Genomic DNA, 26,460 nt, shown 5'->3' with positions numbered 1-26,460 from the left:
TGGTGGCTCGCTTTTTTATGCCGCGCTGCAAGTATGCTACAATGCCCACGATCGGATCAACGATCCTTATTTTTTTGATTAATAATGCATAATGGAGGCATTTCCCTGTGGAAAAGTCATTGATCATCTTAAAGCCTGATGCAGTTCAACGTGGCTTGATTGGCCCAATTTTGACCCGCTTGGAAGCTCGCGGCTTGAAATTCATCGGCATCAAGTTGTCGCAAATCAGCGGCGATTTGGCTCACAAGCACTACGGCGTTCACGAAGGCAAGCCTTTCTTCGCTGGCTTGGTTTCGTACATTACCTCAGGCCCAGTGCTGATTGTGGCTGTTGAAGGCAAAGATGTGATCGAAATTGTGCGCTCAACCGTTGGCGCGACCAATCCCGTCAAGGCTGCTCCTGGCACCATCCGCGGTGATTTTGGCGTAAATATCGGGCGCAACTTGATCCACGCCTCAGATTCACCTGAAAATGGCGAAAACGAAGTGGCGCTGTTCTTCAACAGCGAAGAATTGATTCGCTCAGAACGCTCAGTCGATCAATGGATTACCGAGTAATCTGATTTGCTTGATTGGCCTTGGGATGTTTCGGCATCCCAAGGTTTTTTTATGTTAATCAAGCCTCGCTTGGTGTTTTTCGTAGTTGCGATGCAAGGGGGGCAGGTGCTGAAGATCGGTCATGCTAGTCAAGAGCCGATAGCCCAGAGCCATATCCCTTTTTGATTTTTGATTTTTGACTTCTGATTTTTGATTTTTGATTTGGAATTCATCCCTCATCCCTCGTTTCACCACCCTTCCGTCCCGCCTCAAGGCGGGAGACGCAGGGGTTTTTGGACGAGGGGTCGGGGGTCAGGGGCTGGGGATCAGGATCCTGTGCTGTGCTGTGCCACCCTATGTTGCCAACCCCAATGATTTTCCGATAGCCGATAGCCAAGAGCCTTCTCCCCTTCGTGCTCTTCGCGTTCTTCGTAGTTGCGATGCGAGAGGTCGGTTGTCAGGGTGGTTTGTCTGTGTAAACCGCCTCGTGCCAGCCCTAAACCTACAGCCTGATCCCTGAACCCTCATCCTTCATCCCTCATCCTTCTATTTAATCTCGACCCGATCGAGCTGAAAACCGAGTAGGCGCAAGGGATCAGATGCCCGCGAACTAACCCGCGTCGCTAAATCTTCGGGGCCGCTGACAAAGGTGCTGCTAGCAAATTCAAGCAAGAGATCGCTACCTTGAGGCTGGGCTGGCAACGGAATTTCCAACCACTGCCAATCTGGGCTAAGTTGATAATTGTCGATTAATTGGCCATTCAAGCTGACGCTAATCCGCGTTGGCTGCCAATCGTTGGTGAAGCCATTCAGGTGCAGACGTAACGTTTGGGCTTGGCCATTCGCTGCTTGGGGCAAGCGCAACGCCGAGGCTTGGCTACTCCAACGAAAATCTGGCGAATTGTGCTCGCTTTGATAAAACCCGCGCACATAGCCATAATCCAAGCCGCTGCCAAGATCGATCGTCGTGGTCGGCACAACGGTCAAATAATCCCAAGCCCAATCCAAATCGTTGATAATTTCGACATCGCGGAAGTTGAAACGAGCCAGCGCTTGGGCAATTTGGCCTTGACGTTGCAATAAATTGCCTTCAAGCATCAAAATGCGCGCCGATTGAATTGGGTTATTTTTGGGATTTGCCTGTTGGTAGAAGGCCAAAGCTGCCGCTGGTTTGCCCTCGGCTTCGAGCAATTGACCATTGATTAAGGCCAAACAGCGCCGCCCAGTATAGGCGCTGATGCTGGTGTTTTCGCTGCGACCTTCCGCATCGATTTGGTCGTGCAAGGTTCGTGCTGCTGCTAAATCGTCAGCTTGCAGCAAACCGCGAATTTCTTGGCATTGGTTGGCTTGTTGAACTCCGGCAAAGCCCAAGCGCACATCTTGCCAAACGCTGCGCACGCCCACCGCTTCCGGCAAATAGAGATACGATGGCAACACGATCAGCCAAATCAGCCCTGCACTGGCCCAAGCGTAGCGCTGTTGGCGAATACTGGCCCAAGCCTCGCGCCATTGCACCACGCCACACGCAGCATAAATCATGATGAACGGGAGCAGTGGTTGGCGAAAACGAGCAATCGCAAAAATTAACGAGCCAACAATAATGTTATAGCCAAGCCAGCCAAGCACCAAGCCTTTGCCAGCAAGCGGCTGTTTGCGCCACAAACCAAGCACCGCCAAGCCCACAATCACAACATACACAGTATCGTCGAGCAACAAACCAAGCAGATGTGGCACTGGCACGCGACCATCAACATAGCCATCGGTCAGGTGTTCGGCGCTATCAAAACGCACCTGCAAAATATCCAATAATTCGAGCACCGTTTTGCTGATGAAGCGTTGTGGATATTCGCCCAACCATTCAAAGCCTTGAGCATAAGCCTGATTTTGGCGGGCTGCCTGCGAGCCTTGGCAAACTAGCCCATTGCCGCCACACAAAATTTCGGCGAGGCGCGTGCCATTGCGGCCTTCAGGCGTGGCAATTTGCGCACCAAGGGCAAAATTATAGCCCCCAGTCGTATCGACCAAAATTAAGCCATCGCCATTGCTCCAGCGATTGGTTGCAAAGGCCGTCCACGGCAAGACAATCACGCAAACGCTGAGCGTAAAGCCGAGCACAGGTTTTATTGTGGCTTGCCAGCGTGGGCGTTGGTCGTGCCAAATTTGCCAAGCAATCCACAGCGCTGGCAGTGGTAGCCAAGTTAAAATAATTGCCCGCGTTAATGCAGCCAAGCCAAAGCCAACTCCTGCCAACAGCAAATCACGCCAATGGCGCGTGCTGGCCCAGCGCAGCAAGAACAAATTAGCAGCCAAAAAGATGCTCAAAAACAGGGTTTCTGAAAGCATAAAATAGCTAAATGCTGCAAACGAATAGCCGAGCGCCATCAACCAGCCAGCAATCAAGCTGACTCGTGCTTGCTGTTCGGCTGGGGCTAGGCGTTTGGCGATGCGCATGGTTAGCCAAACGCTTAGAACACTGAGCAAGGCTTGGCTGAGCCGTGGTGCCCAGAGTGCACTATTGCCGAAGAGTTTAATATGTGCCGCCAAAAAGCTAATGTAGAGCGGTGGTCGCGTCCAGATCCAGCCATCGAAAAACTGAAATTCGCGACCTTGAGCCAGCCAAATCGCTGCGCCCCAGTATTCGCCTTCGTCGCTAATCCAATCTTTATAGGGTAGCAGCCACCACGTTGCGAGGCGCAAACCAAGCGCCGCCAGCAAAATGATCAGCGTATGCAGAGTGTATCGTTTCATCGTGTGAAATAGACCATCGAAGATCGTCTATGGCTAAATTGCATTTCAAGGCTGCAAGCGTAGACGAGTTGGCTAAAATATGCAAATTATTTATGCACGAAGTACACAAAGGGTAGATTTTTCGTTCGATAACATGTGTCTGTAATTCAGGCATCGACTAAATATGCAAATAGGAGTTTTTGGCTATAGGCTTTGGGCTGAAAGATTATGAGGCTAACAGCTTTCGATAGCCAATAGCCTCTCACTCAACCTATTTCGTTTTACATATGATTTCATCCTTCATAATTCATCCTTCATCCTTTTCTACCGCTTGTCATAGCTTAGACTAGTGCTTTTGGGAGTCAGCAAACCTTACCATGCAAGCGCTTGACATCTGCGTAGGCTATGCTATGCTGTTTAGAACAAACGTGCTACGACGTATGGAGATGATATATTACGAATGGGGAACCGAGTATGCAAGCAAGACAACAGCTAAAATATGCCTTAGTTGAATACACCACCAACAAAAATTTTTGCAATGTTTACGATGCGATGGGCATTGAACGGCTTGAATGGGAAGTTGTGAGCTACGATCGCACGCGGCGCGTGCATCTTGATCGGGCCAATGCCTACTTGCCGATTTTGCGTTGCAAATTGTTGGTGCATCATACCTTAACTGGCAAGGCATTTGAGCCTGGTTGGAAGCTTGAGGTATTTGGTGGCTCAGTTCGCGACGATGGCATCGAAAGTCGTTTGTTCAAGGTCGAATGCGATCCTGGAGCCGATCAAAAGTTTGCGCGCTTTCCAATGCGCTTATCGATTACAATCGGGCCTGGCAAACAAACCGCCACTGGTGGGATTGCCCCTGATGGCAAGCCAACAACCCAACTGGCAATGCGCTTTCCTGCCGACGATTGGCTCGGCATTTGCCTCGAAATTCGCGACTTTTTGCAGCAGCATCAAGCCCAACTCGAAAGCTACCGCAAAAATCTGCAACGTGAGCGCCAAGAACAACGCCGCAAAGATATTCCTGCTCACAGCGCTGCTGCTTGAGCATCGATATAAATATGACGAGTTTTTACGTTAAAACGGAGGATCTACCACAATGGCCAAGGATTTAAACAAAGTTCAATTGACCGGACGCTTGGGCGCAGACCCTGAAATGCGTTTTACGCCCCAAGGTACCGCTGTCACAACCTTTCGGGTTGCCTCAAACCGCACTTGGAAAACCGCCGAGGGCGAACAACGCGAAGATACCGAATGGTTTTCAATTGTAGCTTGGAACAAACTTGCCGAAATTTGTAACCAATATTTGAATAAAGGCACGCGGGTCTATGTCGAAGGCCGTTCGCAAACTCGCTCATGGGTTGAAGAACAAAGCGGCCAGACGCGCTATAAAACCGAAATCGTCGCCAACGATATGATTATTCTCGATGGCCGCCGTGAAGGTGTTGCCTATAACGCCGAAGACCCAGAAGAAGAATGGGCAAGCGCTCCTGAGCCAGCTCCGGTTGCACGCCAGGCAGCCCGTCCAGCGCAACCAGCGCGCACCAACGGCAATGGCAATGGTAATGGTGCGAGCAGCCCAGCCAAAGCTCCTGCCCGTAGCGCTGCCCCAGCCGCAACCCAAACTCGGCCAGCTTCCCGCAAGCCAGTCGTCACCGACGAAGACGATTTGCCATTCTAAATTGGCTCGTAGGGCATAACGACAAACACCATCATTCACAACGAATGGTGGTGTTTGTTTAAGCTCTATACAATCTGCACAAAGCTATTCACATATTTAACAATTGACAGCTATGCTAGCGCTTGCATGAGTTGCCACACTATGCCATAATTCAGCCTGAGATTGTGCAAATTGCTAGTGAGACGATTTTTAACCGAATCGTCGCCAAGTTTAGGTATCGATTGTGGCAACCCTGTATGAAATTTGGCGGCTGGCCTTACCGCCGACAACTAGCCTGCGGGCTGGCGAGGCCAACACTCTTGCAGTCCGTGCGGTTGTGCTGGCCCGCCCAACCCAACCAGCCCTGCCCGATCTTGCTGGCTCTGAAGTTGTGCTGGTCAGTACAACTGTCTTAGATTCGTTGCGCCTTTCGTTAGCGCGCTTGATTGAGCGTTTGCATGGGACTTCAGTTTTGGCTGTCGGCCTAACTGGAATGGTCGATGAGCGGGCTGTGGCAGCGGCAGAGATTGCCAACATCACCTTGTTTGAATTGCCACACAACGCCGATTTGCGCATGGTGCAGCGCGAAAGTGAACGCTTGCTCTCCGACCCCGAAGCTCAATACGAGCGCCGCGCGGCGCAATTGTATAGTGCCTTAACCATGAATGGCCTAAATGAGGGTCGAACTCCCTTGTTGCGGATGCTTGAGCTTTGGACTGGCCATAGCGTGGTTTTTCCTGCTGATGCTGGCATGCCAACCACCGTGCCCGTGCTGCTTGATGGCCATCGGGTTGGTTTTCTTGGCAGCATTGGCAGCCATCCTTGGGATGCTGGCGCGCTGGAACAAGGCTCTGCTGCCTTATCATTATTGCTCGATAAAGAACGGGCCATTGAAGCTACCGAGGATCGGTTGCGCGGCAGCGTGCTTGAAGCCTTGCTCGCTGGCATTCCCTTGGATCTGCCTGGCCAGCGCCGCGCTGCTGAACAGGGCATTTTGCTCGATTCGGCCTATGCCTTGGCTGCGTTACGGCCCCAAGATGTAGCCCAAATCGAGCGGGTGATGGCGGCGGTACGGCGGGCTTGTGACCGTTTGCGCTACCCAGCGTTTATTGCCGATCACGATGGCGTAATTGTCTTGGCCATGCCGATCGATAGCCTCGACAACCCAGAACAGCGCTTGCGCGAGGTGCATACTGCCTTGCATGAAGCTAGTTGGGTGCTTGATGGCGGCTTTGGCATTGCCTCGGAAAATGGCGCTTGGTCGGGGGCTTGGGCTGAAGCAATTGGCGCATTACGGCTTGGCCGCGAGCTTTTAGGCGCTGGGGTGCTGGCAGGTGGCGCTGAATTGGGCGTTTATCGGCTACTACTGAGCGTGGCAGACTCTGCTCGTGCTAGAATGTTTTATGATCGGACGATTGGCCCACTAGCTGCTCACGATGCCAAACAAGATGGCGATTTGTTGTATACCCTACAAATGTTTTTTGCCTATCTTGGCAACCATAGTCAGGCAGCAGCAGCTTTGCATATTCACCGCAATACCCTACTCTATCGGCTTGGTCGCATCGAAAATATTGCATCGCATCATCTCGACCGTGCCCCAGATCGGCTGGCGCTCCAATTGGGCTTGGCCCTGCATCGGATCTATCAGAGCCAAAAGCCTGATCTAAAAAAAGCGTAGAATAGAGGACAATCGAAGGAGCAGACGCTATCGTGGCGATAGCGTCCAACATTGTTGTACTCGACACACGATTGTTCGGAGGTATGTATGCGGCTCTGGCGTAAAACAGTGGTACGGGCAACGCTCTTATTCAGCGAATCTGGCGTGATGGTTGAAGCCTATGATGAATTTATGTTTAGCGAAACCTCACCGCCGCTTGTGGTTGGCAAATATCGTGAAATTGCTGCGCCGCGTGGTGCCGCCGTCTTTGCGATTCAATTTACCCATGTGATTACCGACATTTTTCAGTCACTCCAAACCTTTAAATTGCAATACTACATGCCGCAACAACCAAACTCGTTTCTCGAAGATTATCTGAGCGGCCCGGGCGCTGATGCCGATTTATCGTTGCGCGCAGTTGCTACCGGAGCCGATTCGCTCAATCGCGATCAAAAACGGGTTATTTGCACCCTTTTGTCGAAAAGTGATCCCCAAGCATGGGAACGTTCACGCGAGTTTCGCCAACTGTTAGAAAAGTAGGTGCTCGATGCCTTTTGATTGTGCTGGCCTGCGCCCAAGCCAAATTGACAATGGCTCAAGATTTCACCATAATGGTGCAAGATTCACTCATTGGACAATGGTTTAAACGTTATGGCGCAACCAATAGATTTGCTGGTTTTGGCAGTATCACGGGTGAAAAAAGGCGTGGCCCTCGCAGGTATGAGTACCGAAGCCCATCCCGTCACTGGTCGGGTGTGGCTCGATATTGTGCGTGCTGATGGCCCGCTGCAACTCAGTGATATTACGTTTGCTGATGGTTCGTTGATTAAGCCTGGTGATGTGGTGCGTTGGGAAGGCCTCGAGCCGCATCCGCAACCGCCATTTGTTGAGCAATGGGCGCTAACTGCTGCAAGTAGCAAAAGCTTGCTGCGACATATTACGCCCGAGCGCTACGCCAAATTTCTGCCTGAACATCTTGACCAAGATCCAGCCGCTGTCTTCGAACGTCGCGAACGCTCGTTGTGCTTGATTCAAGCTCACGAAGTGCATGCGATGTTTGAGCGCGAAGAAAAACGCTTCAAAAGCTATATCTTGTTTGATTTGGCTGGCTTGGAAAGCGTCGATGAAACGCCAGTGACCGATGTGGCGTGGCGGGCCTTTGGCCAGCAATGGATGCAATCGGAAGATGTCGATGAACTCGCCTTCGATCCCGATGATTTGCAGGCTCGCTTTGGGCCAATTTATCTGGTGATTGGAATTCATGGCAATAGTTTATTGGTGCGTGGCGTGCACACAGTGCCAGCCTATGCGGCGAGGATCGACCCAAATCGGCTCTAAGGGAGGGGCATGATGGCGCTTAAGCCGTTTCGCCTAGGTCAATCGACGATTGTGCCATTGCCGTTGGCTGATGTTTGGGAAATTGCCGCCCAAACCAGCCAAATTAATCACGCTGTTGGCTTGCCCCCTATCACCTATAGCGAACGCACCCGCAGCGATGGGGTGCGCGAGATGATCGGCAATGCTCGCCAATATGGCCTGCCAGTCCAATGGGTCGAGTATCCGTTTGAATGGGTTTATCAACAGCAACTTTGGGTCGAACGGGTTTTTGAGCATTTCCCACCCCTCGATCGCTTGATTGGCGGTACGATTCTCACACCGCATACCTCAATTAGTACCGAAGTCGAAACCTTTGTGCAGGTTTTTCCCAAGCAGTTGCTGGGCTATCCAATTGGTTGGTTTATTGCCAACCAGATGATTGTTGGTCAAGCGGCTTTTTTTCGTTCAGTCGCCAAAAAGCCCAATGCCAGCAACTATTTTCCTCCAGCCCGCAAAGTTCGTGCCAATCGCACGGTGCTGCAAGAATTGCGCAACCGCATGCGCGATTTGCCCTGCGATCAGCAATTGATCGATCGTTTGTTTCAATTAATTCAGACCCAACGCGATGAAGATGTAGCAACGATGCGGCCATTTGTTTTAGCTGATGCTTGGGGCGCTGAACGCTTGAGCGTGCTGCGGGTCTTTTTATATGCCACCTGGACGGGTTTGCTCGATATGAATTGGGATGTGTTGTGTCCTAATTGTCGAGTTGCGCGCGAACCCACGCCGCACTTGCGCGATCTCACTGCGAGCGCTCACTGCGAAGTCTGCAATATTAATTACGATGTGAATTTCGATGAGTATGTGGAATTGCGTTTTTCAGTTAGCCCCAAAGTCCGCAGCGCCAGCGGCACAACCTTCTGTGCGCTTGGCTCGCCTGCCTTGAATGAGCATATTGTGGCCCAAGCGCGGCTTAAGCCTAACGAACAGCGCGAGGTCACGATGCGGCTTGGGGCTGGCGGCTATCGTATGCGCATGTTGGGGATTGAGCAACGCTGCACGATTCAGGCCCAGCCTACTGGCGCAACCAGTGCCCAAATCAACCTCACCAACGCTGGCCCCAACCAAACTGAGCTACATTTAGCAACGGAAGCTGTTGTTTTGAGCCTGCATAACACGACTGCACACGAGCAATTGCTGATTATCGAGCATGATGCTTGGGGCTTTGGGCGAGTTAGTGCCTCATTGGTTTCGACCTTGGCTGAATTTCGCTCATTGTTCTCGTCGGAAGTGTTGGCTCCTGGCTTGGGCTTGGGGATTAAAAATCTCACAATTTTATTCAGCGATATTAAAAATTCAACCCCGATGTACGAAGAACATGGCGATTCGTTGGCCTATGCGATGGTGCGCGACCATTTTGGCGTGTTGTTTCAGGCTATCGAGCAGCATAATGGCTCAATTGTCAAAACGATTGGCGATGCCGTGATGGCGGTGTTTGCGAATCCCGCCGATGGAGTTGCCGCAGCCTTGGCGATTCACCAGAATATGCAACAGGCCAACCAAGCGCGGCCCGATCGCCCGCCAATTGTGATTAAGATTGGCTTGCATACAGGCACCTGCATTGCGGTTAATGCCAACGAAGTGCTCGATTATTTTGGTACAACCGTGAATGCTGCGGCGCGCGCCCAAGGGCTTAGCGTTGGCGATGATGTCATTTTAACTGCCGATGTGATGGAATCGGCTGGTGTGCGGGCCATGCTCAGCCAAAACGATGTCTTGAGTGAGCACTTTACCCACAATTTTAAAGGCATTTCGCAAATTTTTACGCTCTATCGGCTTACGCCCAATCGATGATACCGTTTTGATCCACGAAGGACACGAAGAGCACGAAGGGGAGAAACCGCGAAGAACGCGAAGAGCGCGAAGATTTATTTTTTAGCCACGAATCTATAGTCTTAGCCTTTGACAATGCGCTACTATTAAATAGATGTTCAAAGGGAACTATAGTCTACTATAGTTCCCTTTGACACTAATCTCGTACTTAGATAAGGTTATTTATCATTGTTTTTATTTAGGGACTCAAGGGTAACCTGAAGAGATTTCCCTATTTGGCCCAACACTATTGTAAGAACTCCATAGCCCCATAAAGCATCTTGTTGCAGATATAGGAAAATGATGAAACAAACAAGCATACACACAACAGCACACTTAAATGCCGTCAACTTCAAATATGAATTGTCCGTAATAGACAACCTCCATTGTTTGTAAATAAGTATCCGACCAACCAATCGAGCTTGGAATTAGTCACTCATCCACATAAACGATGGAGTTTGACTATTCCTTTTTTATTCTCACAAAGGCTATTGGCTCTTTGGAGGCTTAAAGCGGGAAAATGGACAAAACTTCATAAAAACTCCTATGGATATAACAGTAATAAATTTACTGCTGCCTAACAGTATACAACATGTTATTGCCATATCAATACGTAGATGTTATACTATACGTTTCAGTATTTGACGAAACTGAGAAAAAGTTATACCATGAAATTGCTCCGCCCTGAGGAGTTTAAAACGAGACTGTTGACTATTCCTTTTTTATTCTCACAACAATAAAAAAGATATTCAACTAAAATAGAAGAGCTTGCCATCAAGGCAAGCTTTTTCTATTTAATCTAATTTTTTGAATATTTCTATCAAGATGCATAGATTGATAGTATGTTCATTCAGAAAAAGTTTCAATTATCTGATTTCTAGCTTTTATTTTTCTCCCCACTACACTACTTATTCTTTATGCTCTATGCTCTATGTTTTTCTAACTATTCGGATCGGTATAACGGCTCCATGTGCCATCGTTGGTCATGACCCAAATCCGGGCGGGGCGACCTTCGAGCGCAGGCGAGTGCAACATCAGCCCATTGGGGAAATATTGCACCACACCAGTGATTGGATATTCGGGGCTGTTGGCCCAGCCAAGCGCCTCGCGAATGCCGCCAAGCGTATGCCAAAGCGTCCCAAAACCACGAATTGGCTCCAATTTGCCAGCTGGTGCGGTTTCGCGTGGTTCGTCATAGGAAGGGTCGTTGGGATTGGCAAAGCCTTGCCACGCGCCGCTGGCGGCAGGGCTGTAGTAGACATAAATTTGGTCGCTCGTGCCAACCCAATACATCATGCCACCATCAAAATATTGAATTGAGGCCGTGCTTGCTGCTTCGCCAGTGGTTGGGCAGCCCAAGGCTTCGGCAACGCTTGGATTATTGCGCCAGAGACTGCCAAAGCCACCTTGCAATGGCCCAAGACAGAGGCTAATCGACGTTGGCGCGAGCGTTGCGGTTGGCAGATTATTGGTTGGTGGAGTGGTTGGCTCACTGGTTGGCGCGACTGGCAGCGCTTGCGTCACAGCTGGTCGGTTTGTGACTTGGGCAACTTGGCTTGGTGCTTCGCTGGCTGCGGTTGGGCTTGGTGCGCTGGCCTCAACGGTGGCCGTGCTGCTGATAACCAGCGTCGGCGTAGCAGTTTGGTTCATTTGCCCAGCCATGGCTGTCTGCGTTACTCCATTTTGAGCAACTTGGGTTCGAAATTGCTCCCGTTCGGCGGCTTCGGTGGCCAGAGTTTGGCGCGCTTCTTGGCGATTATCCAAAACTGTATCGGTGACAAACATCAGCACGCCAGTGATGATCGTGCCAATTAGCAACAGAATTGGCCAGGTTGCTGGACGTTTGCGCCGCGTTGTTGTTGATGGTTTGGTGCTCGTAGCTTGAGCCTTGGCCACAATTTGCTCGGCTGCAACGCTTGGAATAACCACGGCCTGCTTGGCTCCAGGTGGTGGCGTGGTGGCAACGCCAGTCGGCGCTCCAATTGCTTCATTCAAGGAGCGGGCAAATAAGCCAGCTGATTTGGTCCGCTCGGCAGGATTTTTGGCCAGCGCCGCACTCAGCACTGCATCGATCGATGGCGGCACATGCGGGTTGCGCAATGAAGCAGCTTCGGGAACTCGCGAAAGATGGGCCAGCAAAATATCGGTGGTCGAGCCATCAAAAGGCCGCACGCCAGTGAGCATGCGATAGGCCATGACGGCGAGCGAATAAATATCAGCGCGCGCATCAACTGGGCCAATTTTGCTGTCGATCTGCTCTGGAGCCATATAATCGGGCGTGCCAATCATCACGCCGGTCGAAGTAAGCCCAGGCGTATCAAGCGATTTGGCAATCCCAAAGTCGGTCAAAATAACCTGGTTATTGTCATCGAGCATCACATTGCCCGGCTTAATATCGCGATGCACCACGCCGCGACCGTGGGCATAATCCAAGGCGCTGGCAACTTGGCGCACAATTTCGCCCACTTGTTCAGGCGACATCGAGCTATCGATTAATAATGTATCTTGCAGCGAGCGCCCGCTAAGCAACTTCATGGCGATATAGACCACGCCATCTGATTCGCCAACATCATAAATTGGCACAATGTTGGTATGCTCCAAGCGAGCAGCCAAAATAGCTTCACGCCGAAAACGCTCCACCAAGTCGGCATCAGCAACATATTGGGCATACAACACTTTGAGCGCAATTGGGCGGCGTAAAATCGTATCGTCGGCCTCAAATACTGCGGCCATGCCGCCACGCCCAAGAATGCGCGTAATTTTATAGCGCCCAAGTTGCTTGCCAATTAAATCTTCGATGCGCATGCTTCCTCCAGCCACCGCTGTTTAGAATGAGCCATTGTTGCCAACCGTGGTTAGAACCGCCAATGTTTGTTCAGCGCAGCGTTGCCATGTCCATTGTTTAGCCCATACAAGGCCGCGCTCACGCAAATCGTGGCGTTGAACTGGGTTTTGCCAAAGGCTCACAATCGCTGCGGCAATCGCTTCGGTTTGGGTTGGCTCGACCAACAATGCTGCATTGCCAGCAACTTCGGGCAAACTGCTGACCTTGCTGGTGATAACGGGCACGCCGCTGGCCATTGCTTCCAACACCGTCATGCCAAAGCCCTCGTACAACGATGGCAACAGATAGATTGTCGCACCACTGAGCAGGGCTGGTAAATCGTTATCGTCCACATAGCCTAAAAAGGCCACATGCTCGCTGATTCCTAACTGTTGGGCTTGTTTGGTGATTTGCTCGGTCAGCCAGCCAGTTTTGCCGCCGAGGGCCAAGATCGGCAAATCAGGGCATTGTTGGCGGGCTTGAGCATAGGCTTCGATCAAGCGCAGCAGATTTTTGCGTGGTTGAATGGTGCTGATAAACAACAAATATTCGCCATGCAAGCCATATTTGGCGGCTGTGGCCTTGCTTTGTTCGGCTGGATGCTGGTGAAAACGCTCGTGCACGCCGTGATAGACCACGCTAATTTTTGCGGCGGGAATGCCGGTGTAGTGCAATAAATCGCGTTTGGTAGCCTCGGAGATCGCGATAATTTGGCTGGCCATGCGGGTGCTCCACAAGGTTGAGTAGCGCAAATACAACCGCTGGCGGGCTGGATGTGATTCTGGATGATGTTCGTAGCCCAAATCGTGAATCGTGACGACGCTTCGGCGCGGCGGCAAACTTGGCAACACATGGGCTGGCACAAACGCCACATCAGGGCGATCGATTTGCCATGTTGGGCCAAGCCGCAGGTGCGTCCACAAGCGTGGCGCAGGAATTGGCTTAATCCGCCAATTGCGGCCCAGTGCTGGCAACGCTGCGGGGAATTGATTGAAATACAAACAATAATCGTTGCTGCGATCGATTTGCGCCAACGCACGCACTAACTCGGTGGTATATGATTCGGTGCCAGTGCGCTGCCCAACCGCCAAGCGACTAGCATCAATTGCAATCTGCATACAGCCCTATTTCTCGCCAAAACTAGCTTAGGCATTGTAGCATATCGCATCTGCGCCTGTTCTGTTAAATACAAAAGCGATTAATGCTTGCACAGCGTTAATCGCTTGATCCACGAAGGATACGAAGGTTGGAAACCACGAAGGACGCGAAGAGCGCGAAGGTTAAGTTTTTTTGCCACAGATTTTTAGAATTATGCTCTATGTTCTATGTGTAATGGTACATTGGATTAACGACGCCCTGATCCCCTCACCCCAACTCCTCTCCCACGTGGCGGGCGAGGGGCTTTAATCCCATGGTTCTTGCGCAATACGTCGGTAAAAACCAGTGCCCCCCTCGCCCGCGTTCAGTGGGAGAGGGGCTGGGGGTGAGGGAATGAACCATGGTTGCTAACCTAATGAACCATTACATCTATGCTCTATGTTCTTAAACTTCCTCCCTCATACTTCATCCTTCATCCTTCCGTTTCCTCCCTCATCCTTCATACTTCATAATTTCGTGCTAGCCTCCGCAGCGCATATTGACATATTCGAGCCATTCGCTGAGGCTCATTGGTTTGGGTAAATCGGCGGTTGAGAGCGATTGACCTTGAGCATACAGCTCGCCATAACGATCGGTGATGAACCAGCCGCCTTTGGCCTCGCCCAAAAATTGGGCTAGCACCTTGGATTCAGGATCGTGGAGCACGGTCAAGCCTTCGGTTGGCGGCAAGGCTTCGGCAGAAATAACCAAGGCTTTTTGCTCGTGCGACCAGCGTTGGGCTGCCGTGCTGAGATTGGCCAAATAAGTGGGATTAAGGCCATCGTTGGCGGGCAAAAATACAATTACCAAAGCGGCTTTGCCTCGCAGATCGCCACGGCTGAAGCGTTCGCCCATGGCGGTTTGAAGCGTAAAGTTCGGTACGATAGTGCCTGCTTGCAGAGTTTGCATCGCTCGTTCCTCAATTGATCGTTGACTTGCTGCTCAATTCATTGCATAAAGTGTACCGTGTTTGAACGTTGTGCTGCGTGTTGGTTTAATCATCTTTGTGAAAGATTTAACAACCTTTATAGCACACAATTGAGGTCTAGGCAACTGTGCCGAGCAAATTGGCGAGCATTTCTTGTTCGTTAGGATTGGCTTGGCGCTCGAGGGCTTGCTTGATCAGGCGGCTTTTGTTGGGAGCTGCATCTTTGCCCCAAAACAGGCGCGCTACGCCGGCATAGCTGCGCAAGCGTTTGTGTTCGATGCTACATGCGCTACGAAAAAGCCCGTGCTCAAGCAATTGCTCGGGGCGATTGAGATATTGCAGCAACAGTTGCGCCAAATCATAACGATTGTAACTTTGGCTTGGGCTTTGAGCTAGCGCAATCAAGGGCTGCTCGGTGGCGACTGGTAAATTGGTGACCTTGCTGGGCGCAGCTTCAAGCGCTGGCAGCTCGGTTTGGCGGGTTGGCAACAGGCTGAGTAATTGTTGGCGTTGGGTTTTATCGATGAATGTGGTGCGCACGGTCAAGGCATTGCGGCCTTGAACACAGCTAAACACGCCTGCGCCAGCTGGTGGGCTAGGCAAGCGCGATGGTGGCAAGGCGCTACTGGGAAAGGCTTTGGTTGGCAAGGTCGTATTTGGCTCATCTGCATCATCGCGTGGCTGATAGCCTGCCACTGCCAAGCTAATTTGTGAACGAAAGCGCGTGCTCAAATTGCTAAATGTTTGAGTCGCAATGATATAGCGAATGCCAGCGGCGCGGCCACTGGTCAACTCGCTGTTAAGCCATTGTTCTAATTGTTTGGCTCCCAGGGCTTGCTCAAGCAAAGTCAATTCGCTAATAAATACCACCAGTAAGGGCAGATCGTGGCCTTGATATTCTTCCCAGCGCTCGCATTCGGCGGCTTTGAGGATTTTTTGGCGCTGCAAGCGTTGCTCGGTTAGCCAAGTTAATGCAGGCGCTAATTCATGTTCGGCCTCGGCGAATAACGCGACATGGGCTTTTTCGCGCCAGCCGAGCCACGACAAACCAGCTTTGCCATCGACCAAGGCTAATTGCAAGTGCTCAGCAGGATTGGTGAGACACAGATAGAGCAAGGCGGTGCGCACCCAGCCATCTTTGCCACAGCCAGTAGCGCCACTCACTTGAATATGGGTAAAATCGTCGATCAGCGAGCCATGAACCAACGAAACCACGCCCTGAACGCTACGCCAACCCAAAGGCAACACAAAGCGTTTCTCGCTTTGGCGCAGTTCGTGAGCCAGCACCCGCAAATCATCTGGTGGATTGAGCAAAGCCGTGCCAGCGTTGGGCAAGGTGCGCGCATCAAGCGCTGTTGCCAAGGGCATAAATTGGCTAATCTTGGTTGGTTCAGGCTGAATTGAGCGTTGTTGGGCTTGCCACAGCCGAAATTCACGCCAATCGCGGCCAAAGCGTTGGCGAAACATCAAGGCTACTAAGGCCATGGCCAATATTAATGCCCCAATTTGTACTGCTTCAGCATCCAAGCCCAACCACCTTTATCCAGATTCAGCTTCTAAAAATTGGTCCCATTTTGCTGATTAAAACTCTTGCTAAAATAGAACCTTTGTGCTATTATGGTGATGTTGATTGTTGATCCGACACGCCAACATTCAACGCAGCCTCCGATAGCTTTCTTGGTCTGGTCTCGAACAAACTACACCTATCCATAGCTTTTTAGCATGGGTAGGTGTGGTTTTTAATAGCTAGGCGTACTGGTTCATTGCGTTAACCAAGACCTGATCCCCTCACCCCAGCCCCTCTCCCACGGAGCGGGCGAGGGGTTTTAACACCCTGATTCTACCATCATGTGTTGGTATATACAGGTCGGCTCCCCTCGCCCGCGTTCCGTGGGAGAGGGCACACCACTCGTTGTCAATCTAATAAGCCATTATAGCTATGCTCTATGTTCTATGCTCTATGTTCTCTGATAGCTTTAGCGCCACAAACGACCCAGCTCGCCAACTGCGGCGCGGGCCAAGCGTTCGGGCCAAAATGCACACAGCGCTGCAATCACGACACTAAAAATCCAGAGCCATGCGCTAGAGAGCGGCAATTGTTGGTTGCTTAGCCAGCGCACACAGCCAATCACACTCGTAATTAAATCTAAGCCACCAACCAAGGCAAACACCGCCAGCACATGTTGGTTGATGGCGCGACGCGGCCAACATGCCACTTCAATGGCTGTGATGATGATTGGAATAAACCATTGGGCAGTGCCAAGCGCGGCTAAATTCAGGCCTAGCCCTGCCAAAAATGCCAAGGTAAACTGTGCCCCAATCCACCAGATTAATACTGCCAAGCCAAAAATGCTGAGATAGGCCAAGGTGCTTAGCCAGCGCTCGTACATGCCCATTGGCGCAGCGCGACGTGGCAAGTTGGCAATTGGGCTGCTGGGCACAGACTCATTGACCAATTCCTGCAAGAAATTGGCTGTTGATCGGGGTGTGGTTGCAGTCGGCATCAATGGCATCGACTTAGAATCTTTCATGCTTCGCCTCGCAGCCTGAACACAGTTTTTAACCTCAAGCGTAGCACATTTGGCGCATAAAAAATAGCCCATTTTGCTGGCCTGCAAACGGGCTAAAATACAGCAAGATTCTGGCTCAGGGCTGAGCTTCGACCCAAAAAACATGCAAGGTTTTTCCGCGCAACATGCCGACTAAACTCAGTTGGCCGTAGCGAATGTTGCCTCGCTGATTTGGCAATTGTTGAATGAGTGGCGATTGGCTGGGAATTTGCGCAACTGTGATTTGGGCTGCATTGGCTGTGGGAACGCCGCCGCTGCCAACTTCCTCGACCAACAAGGCTGCTTGATCTTTGAGCAAGAGCGTGCCGTGGAGCCGCAACACTTGGTTGTTGTAGACAGCGAGATTCTGGTTTAGCTCGCCAAGGCTGATGTTGGTTGGCTCAATTGGTTTAACCGTGATTGGCTCAAGTTCAGTTGGGCTTTTGAGCACACCATTGATGCGTAATACAGTAACATTGCTGGTAATTGCCAAGGTTTGCGCTGGGATGGCCAGCACTGGCTGGTAGGCAATTGGTTCGGCTCCAAGCTCAAGTGAGCCAGCCAAAATCGTGTTCGATTGGCTGATCAGCGCGGGTGCAAGGATAGTGATTGTGCTATTGGCCCCAATGCCATCAAGCTCGTTGAGCAGCAAAATTTGGTTGGCTTGGTTGGGCGCGACTGGTGGCAATGGTGGAGCACTCGCCCCGCAACTGCTCAAACCAATGGTCAACATCATCAGCCAGAGTGGCCAAAAACGCATGCAATCCTCCAAAAAATAAGGCTATCGGCTGCTGGCGATTGTACCATTTGATCCACGAAGGCCACGAAGGCCACGAAGCGCACGAAGGACGGAAACCGCGAAGGCCGCGAAGATCGCGAAGATGGGGTTTTGGCTATTGGCTTTGGGCTATGGCAACAGCAATCAAACAATCATTCGTGCAATTCGTGCAATTCGTGGTTAATTAGCTTTTGCCTTCTGACTTTTGCCTTCATCCCTCATAATTCATCCTTTGCCCAATACTCACACTCTAGTACCGCCGAATGTCATGGGGTCTGATTAGGAGTAAGGCACTATGGTTAATTGCGGCTAGGATCAGCATAATAATTTTAATGTTTTTTTGATCAATCGCGGAGGTGAAGTGGTGTTTGTGAATATCCAACTTCCTTTTACATCGAAACTTAACCCTCACCTAGAAGCCGTGTATGCTGAACACAGCCAATGGATGAGCCAATATACCCATGGCTTTAAAGGCCAAGCGAGCTTATATCAGCGGCAGCGCTTGCCACATTTGTTGGCGCGGGTCTATCCGCATGCCTGTGCTGAGCGCTTTCGCTTAATTCTCGATTGGGGCAGTTGGCTGTTTTTGCAAGATCAATGGTTTCGGTCGTTGACTAGCCAGCCGGAATTTGTTGCGAGCCTTACCAACGATCTGCTGCATATTTTCAATGGCGCAACGCCGCGTTATGCTCACGAGCCATTAATTGCCATGTTTGCCGATTGGAGCCAGCGCATGGCTAGCGTAACCTCGCATCAATGGCGCGAACGCTTTGGCCAAACCTTGAGCACCTATCTGCACGATTGGGTGTACGATGTGTATTGCATTACCTACCAGCCTTCGATCAATAAACAACTCACGATTGAGTTGCATCAACGGATTGGCGCTGCCACTAGCACGCTAGATTTTGTAGATTTTGCCCAAGCTGAACTCTTGCCACCCTCGGTTAAGTACGATGCAACCTTCCAACATTTGGGCGAAATTACCAATAATGTGGTGTGTTGGATGCACGATATTGCTTCTGTTGAGCGCGATTTGACCGCCGTGGAGCCGCAAAATATTGCCGTGCTGGTCAAAGAGCGCGAGCATTGCACTTGGAGTCGGGCAATCGAGCGGATTGAGCAGATGTGCTATACCGAGGTTGCTACCTTTGAACGGATTGTCGCTGAACGCCCACATTATGCTGAATTTGAATTAGATGTTAACGACTATATCGAAAATCTGCGGGCTTGGATGCAAGGCACAATTGATTGGTTGCGGATTGATTTAACATCGGTTAGTCAGCAAGCAAATGTGTTGCTGGCGGCCTAAATTGAGGCTTAAGCACGATAGTTTTTTGATTGGGCTTCGAGTATCCTCACTAAGCATACGCTAGCTTAGTGAGGGTGTTGTATGCGCGTCGAACGATATACTTCAGTTGACAAATTCTTAACCGATCACCGCGAATTTCTGTTGCAGCACGAGGCCGAGAATAATTTACCGCTTGGCTTGAGTATGCGCATTCAGAATGGCTGGATGCCTGCAAATGCACCTTTTTTGGCGGCGATTCGCGATGAGCAAGGCACGGTTGGCGTGGCAGTGATGACCTCACCGCATGCATTGACAATTTCGGCCTTGCGCGATGCCAGTTTAGCCAACCAAGCGGCTGAGGCCTTAGCTAATTACTTGGTTAGCCAGAACATTACACCATCTGGGGTATTTAGTGCGACTGCAACAACCACCGCTTTCTGCGCGGCTTGGCAAGCTAAAACTGGTAGACGACCGCTGTTGAGTATGCATGAACGCGTTTATACGTTGACCGAAGTTATTCCACCAACCCCGGTTGCTGGTTCGCTCAAACAGGCAACCATTGCCGATGTTGAATGGCTGGCTGAATGGCTGGCCGCGTTTCATGCCGAAGCCGTACCCAACGAGCCTGCCTGGGATAGTCGGGCAGTAGCCGAGCGCCAAATTGCGACTGGTAGCGCTTGGTATTGGGAAGTTGACGGCAAGCCTGTTTCTTCACTTGCTTCAAGCCGCCCAACCATCAATGGCATTTGCATTGGCGCTGTTTCCACGCCACCGCAATTTCGCAGTCGAGGCTACGCCAGTAATGCAGTGGCCGCGTTAAGCCAGCATCTGTTGGATCAAGGCTTTCGCTTTTGTATGCTCTTTACTGATTTAAGCAACCCAACCTCGAATAAAATCTATCAAGCTGTTGGCTTTAAGCCTTTATGCGATATTGATCAGTATCGTTTTGAGGATTGATGATGTATCAAGTACCACCAAGCTCGCCGTATATGCCCTGCCCGCGTTGCCATTACACCATGCCCACCAAAGTAACCATGAGTTGGTGGGGCGGTGTTGTTGGGCCAAAAATGACCAATTTGGTCAAATGCCCGCAGTGCAAATTGCAATACAACGGCAAAACCGGAGCTAGCGTCAAGACCTTTATTGCAATGTATATGGGAATTTGGATGATTTTAACTTTAGTGGTTTTAGCAGTATTGTTCTTTGCTCAAGGGTAAATCGGGAAGAATTTTTGCGTTGCTCCCTCACCCCCCAACCCCCTCGCCCACTGAACGCGGGCGAGGGGGAGCCGACCTTTGTTTCCCAACGAATTGTCCAAGGACCACGGCATGAAAAGCCCCTCGCTCACCGCAGTGGGCGAGGGGTTGGGGTGATGGAATCTTAACAACCTACCCTTGAAAGGTTGGGGTAAGGGGAAACGTAACTAATTAGCGCTCGGCGACATCAACCCACGTGCGGTTGCGTTCGCCAGTGTAGACCGATTGAGGCCGAATAATCCGGCCAACGGCGCGTTGCTCGAAGGCGTGGGCAATCCAGCCAACGGCGCGGCTGATGGTGAAGGTTGGCGTAAACAAATCGGTTTCAAAATCGATGCCATGCAACAGCAACGCGGTATAAAACTCGACGTTGGTTTGCAATTTGCGGCCTGGTTTGTGTTCTTCGAGCAAGCGAATTGCGGTTTGCTCAACGTGGCGCACCAATTCGTACAATTCGCGGTTGCCATCGTTGGCAAACAGTTGATCGGCAGCGCCTGCCAAAACCTCTGCCCGTGGATCGCGCACTTTATAGACGCGATGACCAAAGCCCATCAAGCGCTCGCCGCGAGCCAACTTGGCGCGTAGCACTTCCTCAGCGCGATCGGCAGTGCCAATTTCAAACACCATATCCAAGGCTGGGCCTGGTGCGCCGCCATGCAACGGCCCTTTGAGTGCGCCAATTGCGCCAGTTACCGCCGAAACCAAATCCGATTCGGTCGAGATGATCACGCGGGTGGTGAAGGTCGAGGCGTTCAAGCCGTGGTCAACCACCGTGTTGAGATAGGTTTCGAGGGCACGCACTTGCTCGGCGCTTGGCTCGTTGCCAGTCAACATCCACAAATAATTGGCGGCATGGCTTAAATCGCTGCGCGGCTCGATAAATTCGGCTTGGTTGCGGGCGCGCCAATAGGCCGCCACAATCGTTGGCAAAGCGGCGACAATCCGCTGCGCTGTAGCTTTTTCGTCGGCCAACGGGGTTAATGTGGCTGTGGCAGCGCGCAACGCATCCATCGGGTCGATCTGTTCGCGGCCAAGTTGCTGGGCCACTTGTAACGTTAAGGCTGGCAATTGGCGTTGGCTGGCAAGGCTTTGGCGCAATTCGGCTAGCTCGTTTTGGCTGGGTAAATGATCATTCCACAACAGAAAAATGGTTTCCTCGAAGGTAGCAAAGGGGGCCAAACGCTCCAATGGAAAACCAGCAATAATTAATTCGCCTGCTTGGCCATCGACACTACTGAGCCGCGTTGCTGCGGCAACGATGCCTTCTAAACCTACATGAACTTGGGTTTCAGTCGCCATTGACAATCGATCCTTTCCAGCGTGTTAGGCCTTGAGCGGCAATTTTGCCGCTTGAAATTCCTGCTGCTATCGACTATAAATAGATTTATCAATGTTGTCAATGTTGATTGATGAATCAATATTGGAATGGAGCAACGCAATGACGCGCTATTTGAGTGCTCGCGAAGTGGCCGAGCATTTGGGAATCAGTGTGCCAACCGTGTATGCCTATGTGAGCCGCGGGTTGCTGCACTCGGAGCCAGCCGGAGCGCATGCTCATCGCTATTTGTTCGATGAAGTTGAGCAATTGAAACTGCGTCGTGAAGGGCGACGCAATCCAGCCAGTGTGGCGGCTGGTGCACTGCACTGGGGCACGCCAGTGCTCGATTCAGCAATCACGTTGATCGATAATCAACTGGTGTATTATCGCGGGATTGATGTGCGCGATTTGGCCTTGAATGCGAGCATCGAAGAAGTTGCCAGCCTAATTTGGACTGGTGAGCGCCAACAGAGCAGCCAATTATGGGCCGATTTGCCAGCGATTAGTATCCCACAATTGCCTGATTTGGCGTTGATTGAGCAATGTGTTATTGCCTTGGCGATGGTTGGCAGCAACGATCATGCAGCCTTTGATCAACGGTTGCAAGGCTTGCAACGCACGGCAGTACGGGTTGTACAATTGCTGTTTAGTGTTGCCGCCAAACGCCCATTACAAGGCCCAATCGTCGCCCATTTGGCCGAAGCATGGCAGATCCCATCGCATTTGCAGCCGCTGCTCAACGCTGCGTTAATTGTGAGTGCTGATCATGAATTAAACGTCTCATCGTTTACTGCTCGCTGTGTTGCCTCGGCAGGCACAACCTTGTATGCAGTGGTGAGTGCTGGCTTGGCGGCGCTGGGCGGCGTGCATCATGGCAAGCAAAGCGAATTAAGCGAGTTGCTGTTGGATGAGCTGTTGCGTAGCCCCGATATGGCTGCTGTTTTGGCCCAAAAATTGCGCTTAGGCCAGCCGATACCTGGCTTTGGCCACCCGATGTATCCCAATGGCGATCCACGCGGCAAAGTGCTGCTCGATTTGATTCGTCAATTAGCGCCCCAATTTAGCAGCGATATTGATCGAATTATTCAAGCAGTTTATGAATTGTTGGGCGATCATCCGACGATTGATTTTGGCTTGGCGTGGGTTGGGCGAGTGCTGAATTTGCCGTTGGGCAGCGCGATGAGCCTGTTTGCTTTAGGCCGTAGCGTTGGCTGGATTGGCCATGCGTTGGAGCAATATAGCGATGCACGCTTGATTCGGCCACGAGCGCGCTACACTGGCGAACGGCCAACTATTAGCAAGCTTTAACCTGTGCTGCAATGCGTTATTTAGCCCATTAGAATCAGCTAAATACGCGTTGCAACCCCTACTTGACAAAATATCTAAATCGCACTATTATTCGCGACATTATGAAGAAACAAATGCTCACCAACCTTTTTTCGCCAGCATTGCGGCTGCGTCGTCCCCGTACCAACGAGGTTCGGTGGGCTTGCGCCGTTTGTGCTGGATAACAGGCAACGAGCAAGATCATAAACGCCCAAGCGTTTCCCCCCGAGCCTCAATTGATGGTTCGGGGGGAAACTTTTTTTAGCGCGAAATTATGAAGGATGAGGGATGAAGGATGAAACGGTTGAATGATGGAACACCCATGTGTTCATCCCTCATCCTTCATCTTTCATCCTTAACGATAGGGAGTTCGCAATGATTCGTGTTGGGATTTTTGGCGTAACGGGCTACGCCGGATACGAACTAGCTCGCTGGCTACAACGTCACCCAAAGGCCAGCCTCGTTTGGGCTGTCTCGGAATCGGCGGCGGGCAAGCGTTTGGCCGAGGTTGTGCCCGGCCCACTTGATCTGACCTTATTAGCTGCGAATCAGGTTGATTGGCAGACTGTTGATGTGATTTTCACGGGGTTGCCGCACGGTGTCGCTGCCAAAACGGTGGCAGAGGCCCGCCAGAATGGTGTCAAAGCCATTGACCTCTCCGCCGACCTTCGCTTGGACAGCCCCGCCGCTTACACCCGCTGGTACGACCACACGCATCCCCACCCCGAACTCTTGAACGCACCCTATGGCTTGCCTGAATTGAATCGCGCCGCGCTGGTTGATGTGCCAGCGATTGCCAACCCTGGTTGTTACCCCACCAGTGTGCTGCTTGGTTTAGCGCCATTATTGGAGCAAGGTTGGTGGCAAACTGGCCAAACTATCATCATCAATGCTGCTTCGGGCGTTTCGGGCGCAGGCCGCTCACCTAAGCAACACTTGCATTTCGTCGAGGCTCACGAAAACTATAGCCCCTACAACATTGGCCATACCCACCGCCATGTTGGCGAAATTGAGCAAGAACTGAGCAAGTTGGCAAACGCAGCAGTTAACACGATTTTTGCACCACACCTCTTGCCGACCCAACGCGGTATTTTAAGCACAATCTATGTGCCAATTCAGCCAGAGCTGGATTTGGCCCAGATTCATGCGCTCTATCGTGAGCGCTACGCCAACGAGCCATTTGTCAATGTGCTTGATCAAGGTCAATTGGCCAGTTTGGCGCATGTGGTGCATACCAACGATTGTGCAATTGGCCTGACGCTGGCCCAGCCTGGCATGCTGATCGTCACCTCGGCGATTGATAATTTGCTCAAAGGCGCTTCTGGGCAGGCAATTCAAAATATGAATATTATGTTTGGCTTGCCTGAAACCACGGGCTTGCGTTAGGAGTGGGTGATGCGAATCTTGAAGCTTGGCGGCAACGAAATTGATGACCCAACGTGGTTGGCGCGCTTGGTTGCGGTCATCCAAACCATGGTCAACGCCCACGATGTGCCAATTTTGGTCCATGGTGGCGGCAAAGAAATTGGCCAATTGCAAGTCGCGCTTGGTGGTGAGCCGCAATTTGTGGCGGGCTTGCGCGTAACCGACCAAACCGCGCTCAAAGCTGCCACGATGGTACTTTGTGGCAGTGTTAGCACCCGCTTGGTGGCAGCGCTGAATGCAGTTGGCGTGGAAGCCCTCGGCTTGTCGGGCATTGATCGCAACTTGGTCTATGCGACCCGCGTGGAGCACGAAGCTGGCGATTTGGGTGCAGTTGGCAAACCAGCGCGGATTCGGGCCACGATTTTATATGAGGCCTTGGCTGCTGATGTTGTGCCAGTGCTGGCCCCAATTTGTGCTGATGGCGCTGGCGGCACGTTGAATGTGAATGCTGATGTATTTGCAGGTGCGATTGCTGCCGCGGTTGGAGCCGACGAAGCCGTGTTTATCTCGAATGTGCCTGGAGTTTTGGTTGATGGCGTGGTTGCGCCACGGCTCAACACCAACGAAATTCAGGCATTAATCGCCAATGGCACAATCAGCGGCGGCATGATTCCCAAGGTTGAATCGGCCTTGAGCGGCTTGCAGGCTGGCGTGAAAGTCGTCCGCATCACTAACATCGATCAGCTTGAGGCTGGCACGATTATCGAGGCCGCCTAATGGCACGTGAGGATTCAGGATTCAGGTGCTAGGGGTCAGGAGATACTGAAACCGCGAAGAGCGCGAAGCACGCGAAGGCGGGAGTAACAGAAGCACAGCAACAATCCAACGCGTGAATATTAGGGGGTGCAGGGGGATGAAAACCCCCTGCGTCTCCCTCCGGCGGAGGGACGGAAGGGTGGCGAAACGAGGAATGAGTGGAACCGCGAAGCACGCGAAGGACCCGAAGGTGGGAGTAACAGAAGCACACTAACAATCCAACACGCAAATATGAGGGGGTGCAGGGGGATGAAAACCCCCTGTGTCTCCCTCCGGCGGAGGGACGGAAGGGTGGCGAAACGAGGAATGAGTGGAACCGCGAAGCACGCGAAGCACGCGAAGGCTGGCGCAATGCTAAGCAATGATCAACGAAATCAAGCCCAAAACTGGGCCTAAACATAGATAGCGACATTTAAACATTATCCGGCGCAAGCCGTTTTGGGAGTAACCAATCAATGGTTGCCATTCAACAAAGTACAGTTTTGGCTCCAATCGATCCTGCGGACATTGTGGTTCGGCCCGCCCATGAAGACGATGTGGCTGGCATGGCTGAGTTGGTAGCCGAAAATGTGCGGGCTGGGCATTTATTACCCCGTTCCGCTGACGAAATTCGTGCTTCTTTAGCAAATTGGGTAGTTGCCTGCCATGGCCAACGGGTGATTGGCATTGGCTCGTTGTTGCTGATGAATCCTGATCTGGTTGAGGTTCGCTCATTAGCCGTGGCAACCGAGTATCGCGCTGCTGGCGTTGGTGCCAAAATTGTGCTCGAACTGGTTGCTCAAGCCAAATTGCGCCAAATTCATACAGTTTTTGCCTTGACCCGCGCTGTCTCGTTTTTTGTGCGCTTGGGTTTTACGATCACCGACAAAGAACGCTTCCCCGAAAAGGTTTGGCGCGATTGTGTCAAGTGTCCACTCGTCACCTGCTGTGACGAAACCGCCGTCGTTTGGGAACATTAATCGTAAGGATGAATTATGAGGGATGAAGGATGAAGATCCGATTCCTTAGGTTTATCCTCAAATGTGTATGTTGTGAAATGAAGGATGGTTCAGGGGTTTCCTCCCTCATAATTCATCCTTCATCCTTTCAAATGTGTATGT

22 protein-coding genes are annotated in these 26,460 nt (G+C 51.5%); 14 read left to right on the top strand and 8 right to left on the bottom strand.

The genetic code is table 11. The features are described from left to right. Window positions 1-107 precede the first annotated feature (107 nt). A complete protein-coding gene (gene ndk, locus JOD20_RS13710) occupies window positions 108-557 on the top strand; it encodes a nucleoside-diphosphate kinase (protein ID WP_054534791.1) in 450 nt (149 codons plus the stop codon). Between the two features lie 525 nt (window positions 558-1,082). On the opposite strand, the gene JOD20_RS13705 is transcribed toward ndk, so the two are convergent. Then, window positions 1,083-3,284, bottom strand: coding sequence for a glycosyltransferase family 39 protein (locus JOD20_RS13705; protein ID WP_204755807.1), 2,202 nt, complete (start codon window positions 3,282-3,284; stop codon window positions 1,083-1,085). 453 nt (window positions 3,285-3,737) lie between these two features. On the opposite strand from JOD20_RS13705, the gene JOD20_RS13700 reads away from it, so the two are divergent. The 6 genes from JOD20_RS13700 to JOD20_RS13675 all read left to right on the top strand — a co-directional run bounded on the left by JOD20_RS13700 (window position 3,738) and on the right by JOD20_RS13675 (window position 9,757). Beyond that, the gene (locus tag JOD20_RS13700; protein WP_204755806.1) at window positions 3,738-4,316 is read left to right on the top strand and encodes a hypothetical protein; all 579 of its coding nucleotides are present in this window, start codon (window positions 3,738-3,740) and stop codon (window positions 4,314-4,316) included. 52 nt (window positions 4,317-4,368) lie between these two features. After that, window positions 4,369-4,950 carry a single-stranded DNA-binding protein gene (locus JOD20_RS13695; protein WP_204755805.1) on the top strand — a complete coding sequence of 194 codons (582 nt, stop codon included), beginning with the start codon at window positions 4,369-4,371 and terminating at the stop codon, window positions 4,948-4,950. A gap of 223 nt (window positions 4,951-5,173) precedes the next feature. Beyond that, complete coding sequence (locus tag JOD20_RS13690; RefSeq protein WP_054534787.1) at window positions 5,174-6,607, top strand: helix-turn-helix domain-containing protein; 1,434 nt, start codon at window positions 5,174-5,176, stop codon at window positions 6,605-6,607. Between the two features lie 87 nt (window positions 6,608-6,694). Beyond that, a complete protein-coding gene (locus JOD20_RS13685) occupies window positions 6,695-7,126 on the top strand; it encodes a hypothetical protein (protein WP_204755804.1) in 432 nt (143 codons plus the stop codon). A 111-nt stretch (window positions 7,127-7,237) separates the two neighbouring features. Then, on the top strand, window positions 7,238-7,924 hold the full coding sequence (locus JOD20_RS13680) for a dual OB domain-containing protein (RefSeq protein ID WP_204755803.1): 687 nt from the start codon (window positions 7,238-7,240) through the stop codon (window positions 7,922-7,924). A gap of 9 nt (window positions 7,925-7,933) precedes the next feature. Continuing rightward, the gene (locus JOD20_RS13675; RefSeq protein ID WP_204755802.1) at window positions 7,934-9,757 is read left to right on the top strand and encodes an adenylate/guanylate cyclase domain-containing protein; all 1,824 of its coding nucleotides are present in this window, start codon (window positions 7,934-7,936) and stop codon (window positions 9,755-9,757) included. A gap of 957 nt (window positions 9,758-10,714) precedes the next feature. On the opposite strand, the gene JOD20_RS13670 is transcribed toward JOD20_RS13675, so the two are convergent. The 6 genes from JOD20_RS13670 to JOD20_RS13645 form a co-directional block, all read right to left on the bottom strand. After that, a complete protein-coding gene (locus JOD20_RS13670; RefSeq protein ID WP_204755801.1) occupies window positions 10,715-12,580 on the bottom strand; it encodes a serine/threonine-protein kinase in 1,866 nt (621 codons plus the stop codon). Between the two features lie 21 nt (window positions 12,581-12,601). Beyond that, entirely contained in the window at window positions 12,602-13,717 is a 1,116-nt protein-coding gene (locus JOD20_RS13665; protein WP_204755800.1) for a glycosyltransferase family 4 protein, read from the bottom strand. 499 nt (window positions 13,718-14,216) lie between these two features. Beyond that, window positions 14,217-14,645, bottom strand: a complete 429-nt coding sequence (locus tag JOD20_RS13660) for a thioredoxin domain-containing protein (RefSeq protein ID WP_204755799.1) — start codon at window positions 14,643-14,645, stop codon at window positions 14,217-14,219. A 136-nt stretch (window positions 14,646-14,781) separates the two neighbouring features. Further along, window positions 14,782-16,191 (bottom strand): FtsK/SpoIIIE domain-containing protein, encoded by a 1,410-nt coding sequence (locus JOD20_RS13655; protein WP_204755798.1) that lies wholly within the window; start codon window positions 16,189-16,191, stop codon window positions 14,782-14,784. A 449-nt stretch (window positions 16,192-16,640) separates the two neighbouring features. Continuing rightward, a complete protein-coding gene (locus tag JOD20_RS13650; protein WP_204755797.1) occupies window positions 16,641-17,195 on the bottom strand; it encodes a hypothetical protein in 555 nt (184 codons plus the stop codon). 115 nt (window positions 17,196-17,310) lie between these two features. Beyond that, window positions 17,311-17,973, bottom strand: a complete 663-nt coding sequence (locus tag JOD20_RS13645) for a hypothetical protein (RefSeq protein ID WP_204755796.1) — start codon at window positions 17,971-17,973, stop codon at window positions 17,311-17,313. A gap of 388 nt (window positions 17,974-18,361) precedes the next feature. Between JOD20_RS13645 and JOD20_RS13640 the strand changes: the two genes are divergently transcribed. From JOD20_RS13640 to JOD20_RS13630, 3 genes are all read left to right on the top strand, one after another. After that, on the top strand, window positions 18,362-19,300 hold the full coding sequence (locus JOD20_RS13640; RefSeq protein WP_204755795.1) for a terpene synthase family protein: 939 nt from the start codon (window positions 18,362-18,364) through the stop codon (window positions 19,298-19,300). Window positions 19,301-19,381: 81 nt separating this feature from the next. Continuing rightward, window positions 19,382-20,236 (top strand): GNAT family N-acetyltransferase, encoded by an 855-nt coding sequence (locus JOD20_RS13635; protein ID WP_204755794.1) that lies wholly within the window; start codon window positions 19,382-19,384, stop codon window positions 20,234-20,236. Continuing rightward, window positions 20,236-20,496 (top strand): hypothetical protein, encoded by a 261-nt coding sequence (locus JOD20_RS13630; protein WP_204755793.1) that lies wholly within the window; start codon window positions 20,236-20,238, stop codon window positions 20,494-20,496. The genes JOD20_RS13635 and JOD20_RS13630 overlap by 1 nt, the downstream gene beginning before the upstream one ends. A gap of 210 nt (window positions 20,497-20,706) precedes the next feature. Here JOD20_RS13630 and JOD20_RS13625 read toward each other — a convergent pair whose 3' ends face one another. Further along, window positions 20,707-21,834, bottom strand: a complete 1,128-nt coding sequence (locus JOD20_RS13625; RefSeq protein ID WP_204755792.1) for a citrate synthase/methylcitrate synthase — start codon at window positions 21,832-21,834, stop codon at window positions 20,707-20,709. Window positions 21,835-21,973: 139 nt separating this feature from the next. Between JOD20_RS13625 and JOD20_RS13620 the strand changes: the two genes are divergently transcribed. From JOD20_RS13620 to JOD20_RS13605, 4 genes are all read left to right on the top strand, one after another. Beyond that, on the top strand, window positions 21,974-23,161 hold the full coding sequence (locus JOD20_RS13620) for a citrate synthase family protein (RefSeq protein WP_204755791.1): 1,188 nt from the start codon (window positions 21,974-21,976) through the stop codon (window positions 23,159-23,161). A 393-nt stretch (window positions 23,162-23,554) separates the two neighbouring features. After that, window positions 23,555-24,565: an N-acetyl-gamma-glutamyl-phosphate reductase gene (gene argC / locus JOD20_RS13615; RefSeq protein ID WP_204755790.1), complete on the top strand. Its 1,011-nt coding sequence runs from the start codon at window positions 23,555-23,557 to the stop codon at window positions 24,563-24,565. 9 nt (window positions 24,566-24,574) lie between these two features. After that, complete coding sequence (gene argB, locus JOD20_RS13610; protein WP_204755789.1) at window positions 24,575-25,321, top strand: acetylglutamate kinase; 747 nt, start codon at window positions 24,575-24,577, stop codon at window positions 25,319-25,321. Window positions 25,322-25,815: 494 nt separating this feature from the next. Further along, complete coding sequence (locus JOD20_RS13605) at window positions 25,816-26,319, top strand: GNAT family N-acetyltransferase (RefSeq protein ID WP_204755788.1); 504 nt, start codon at window positions 25,816-25,818, stop codon at window positions 26,317-26,319. The last annotated feature ends 141 nt before the right edge of the window (window positions 26,320-26,460 follow it).

Source organism: Herpetosiphon giganteus (assembly GCF_016907925.1).
In the GTDB taxonomy this organism is placed as follows: domain Bacteria; phylum Chloroflexota; class Chloroflexia; order Chloroflexales; family Herpetosiphonaceae; genus Herpetosiphon; species Herpetosiphon giganteus.
Note: the sequence above shows the minus strand (reverse complement) of the source record. Positions and strands in the feature narration are given on the sequence as shown.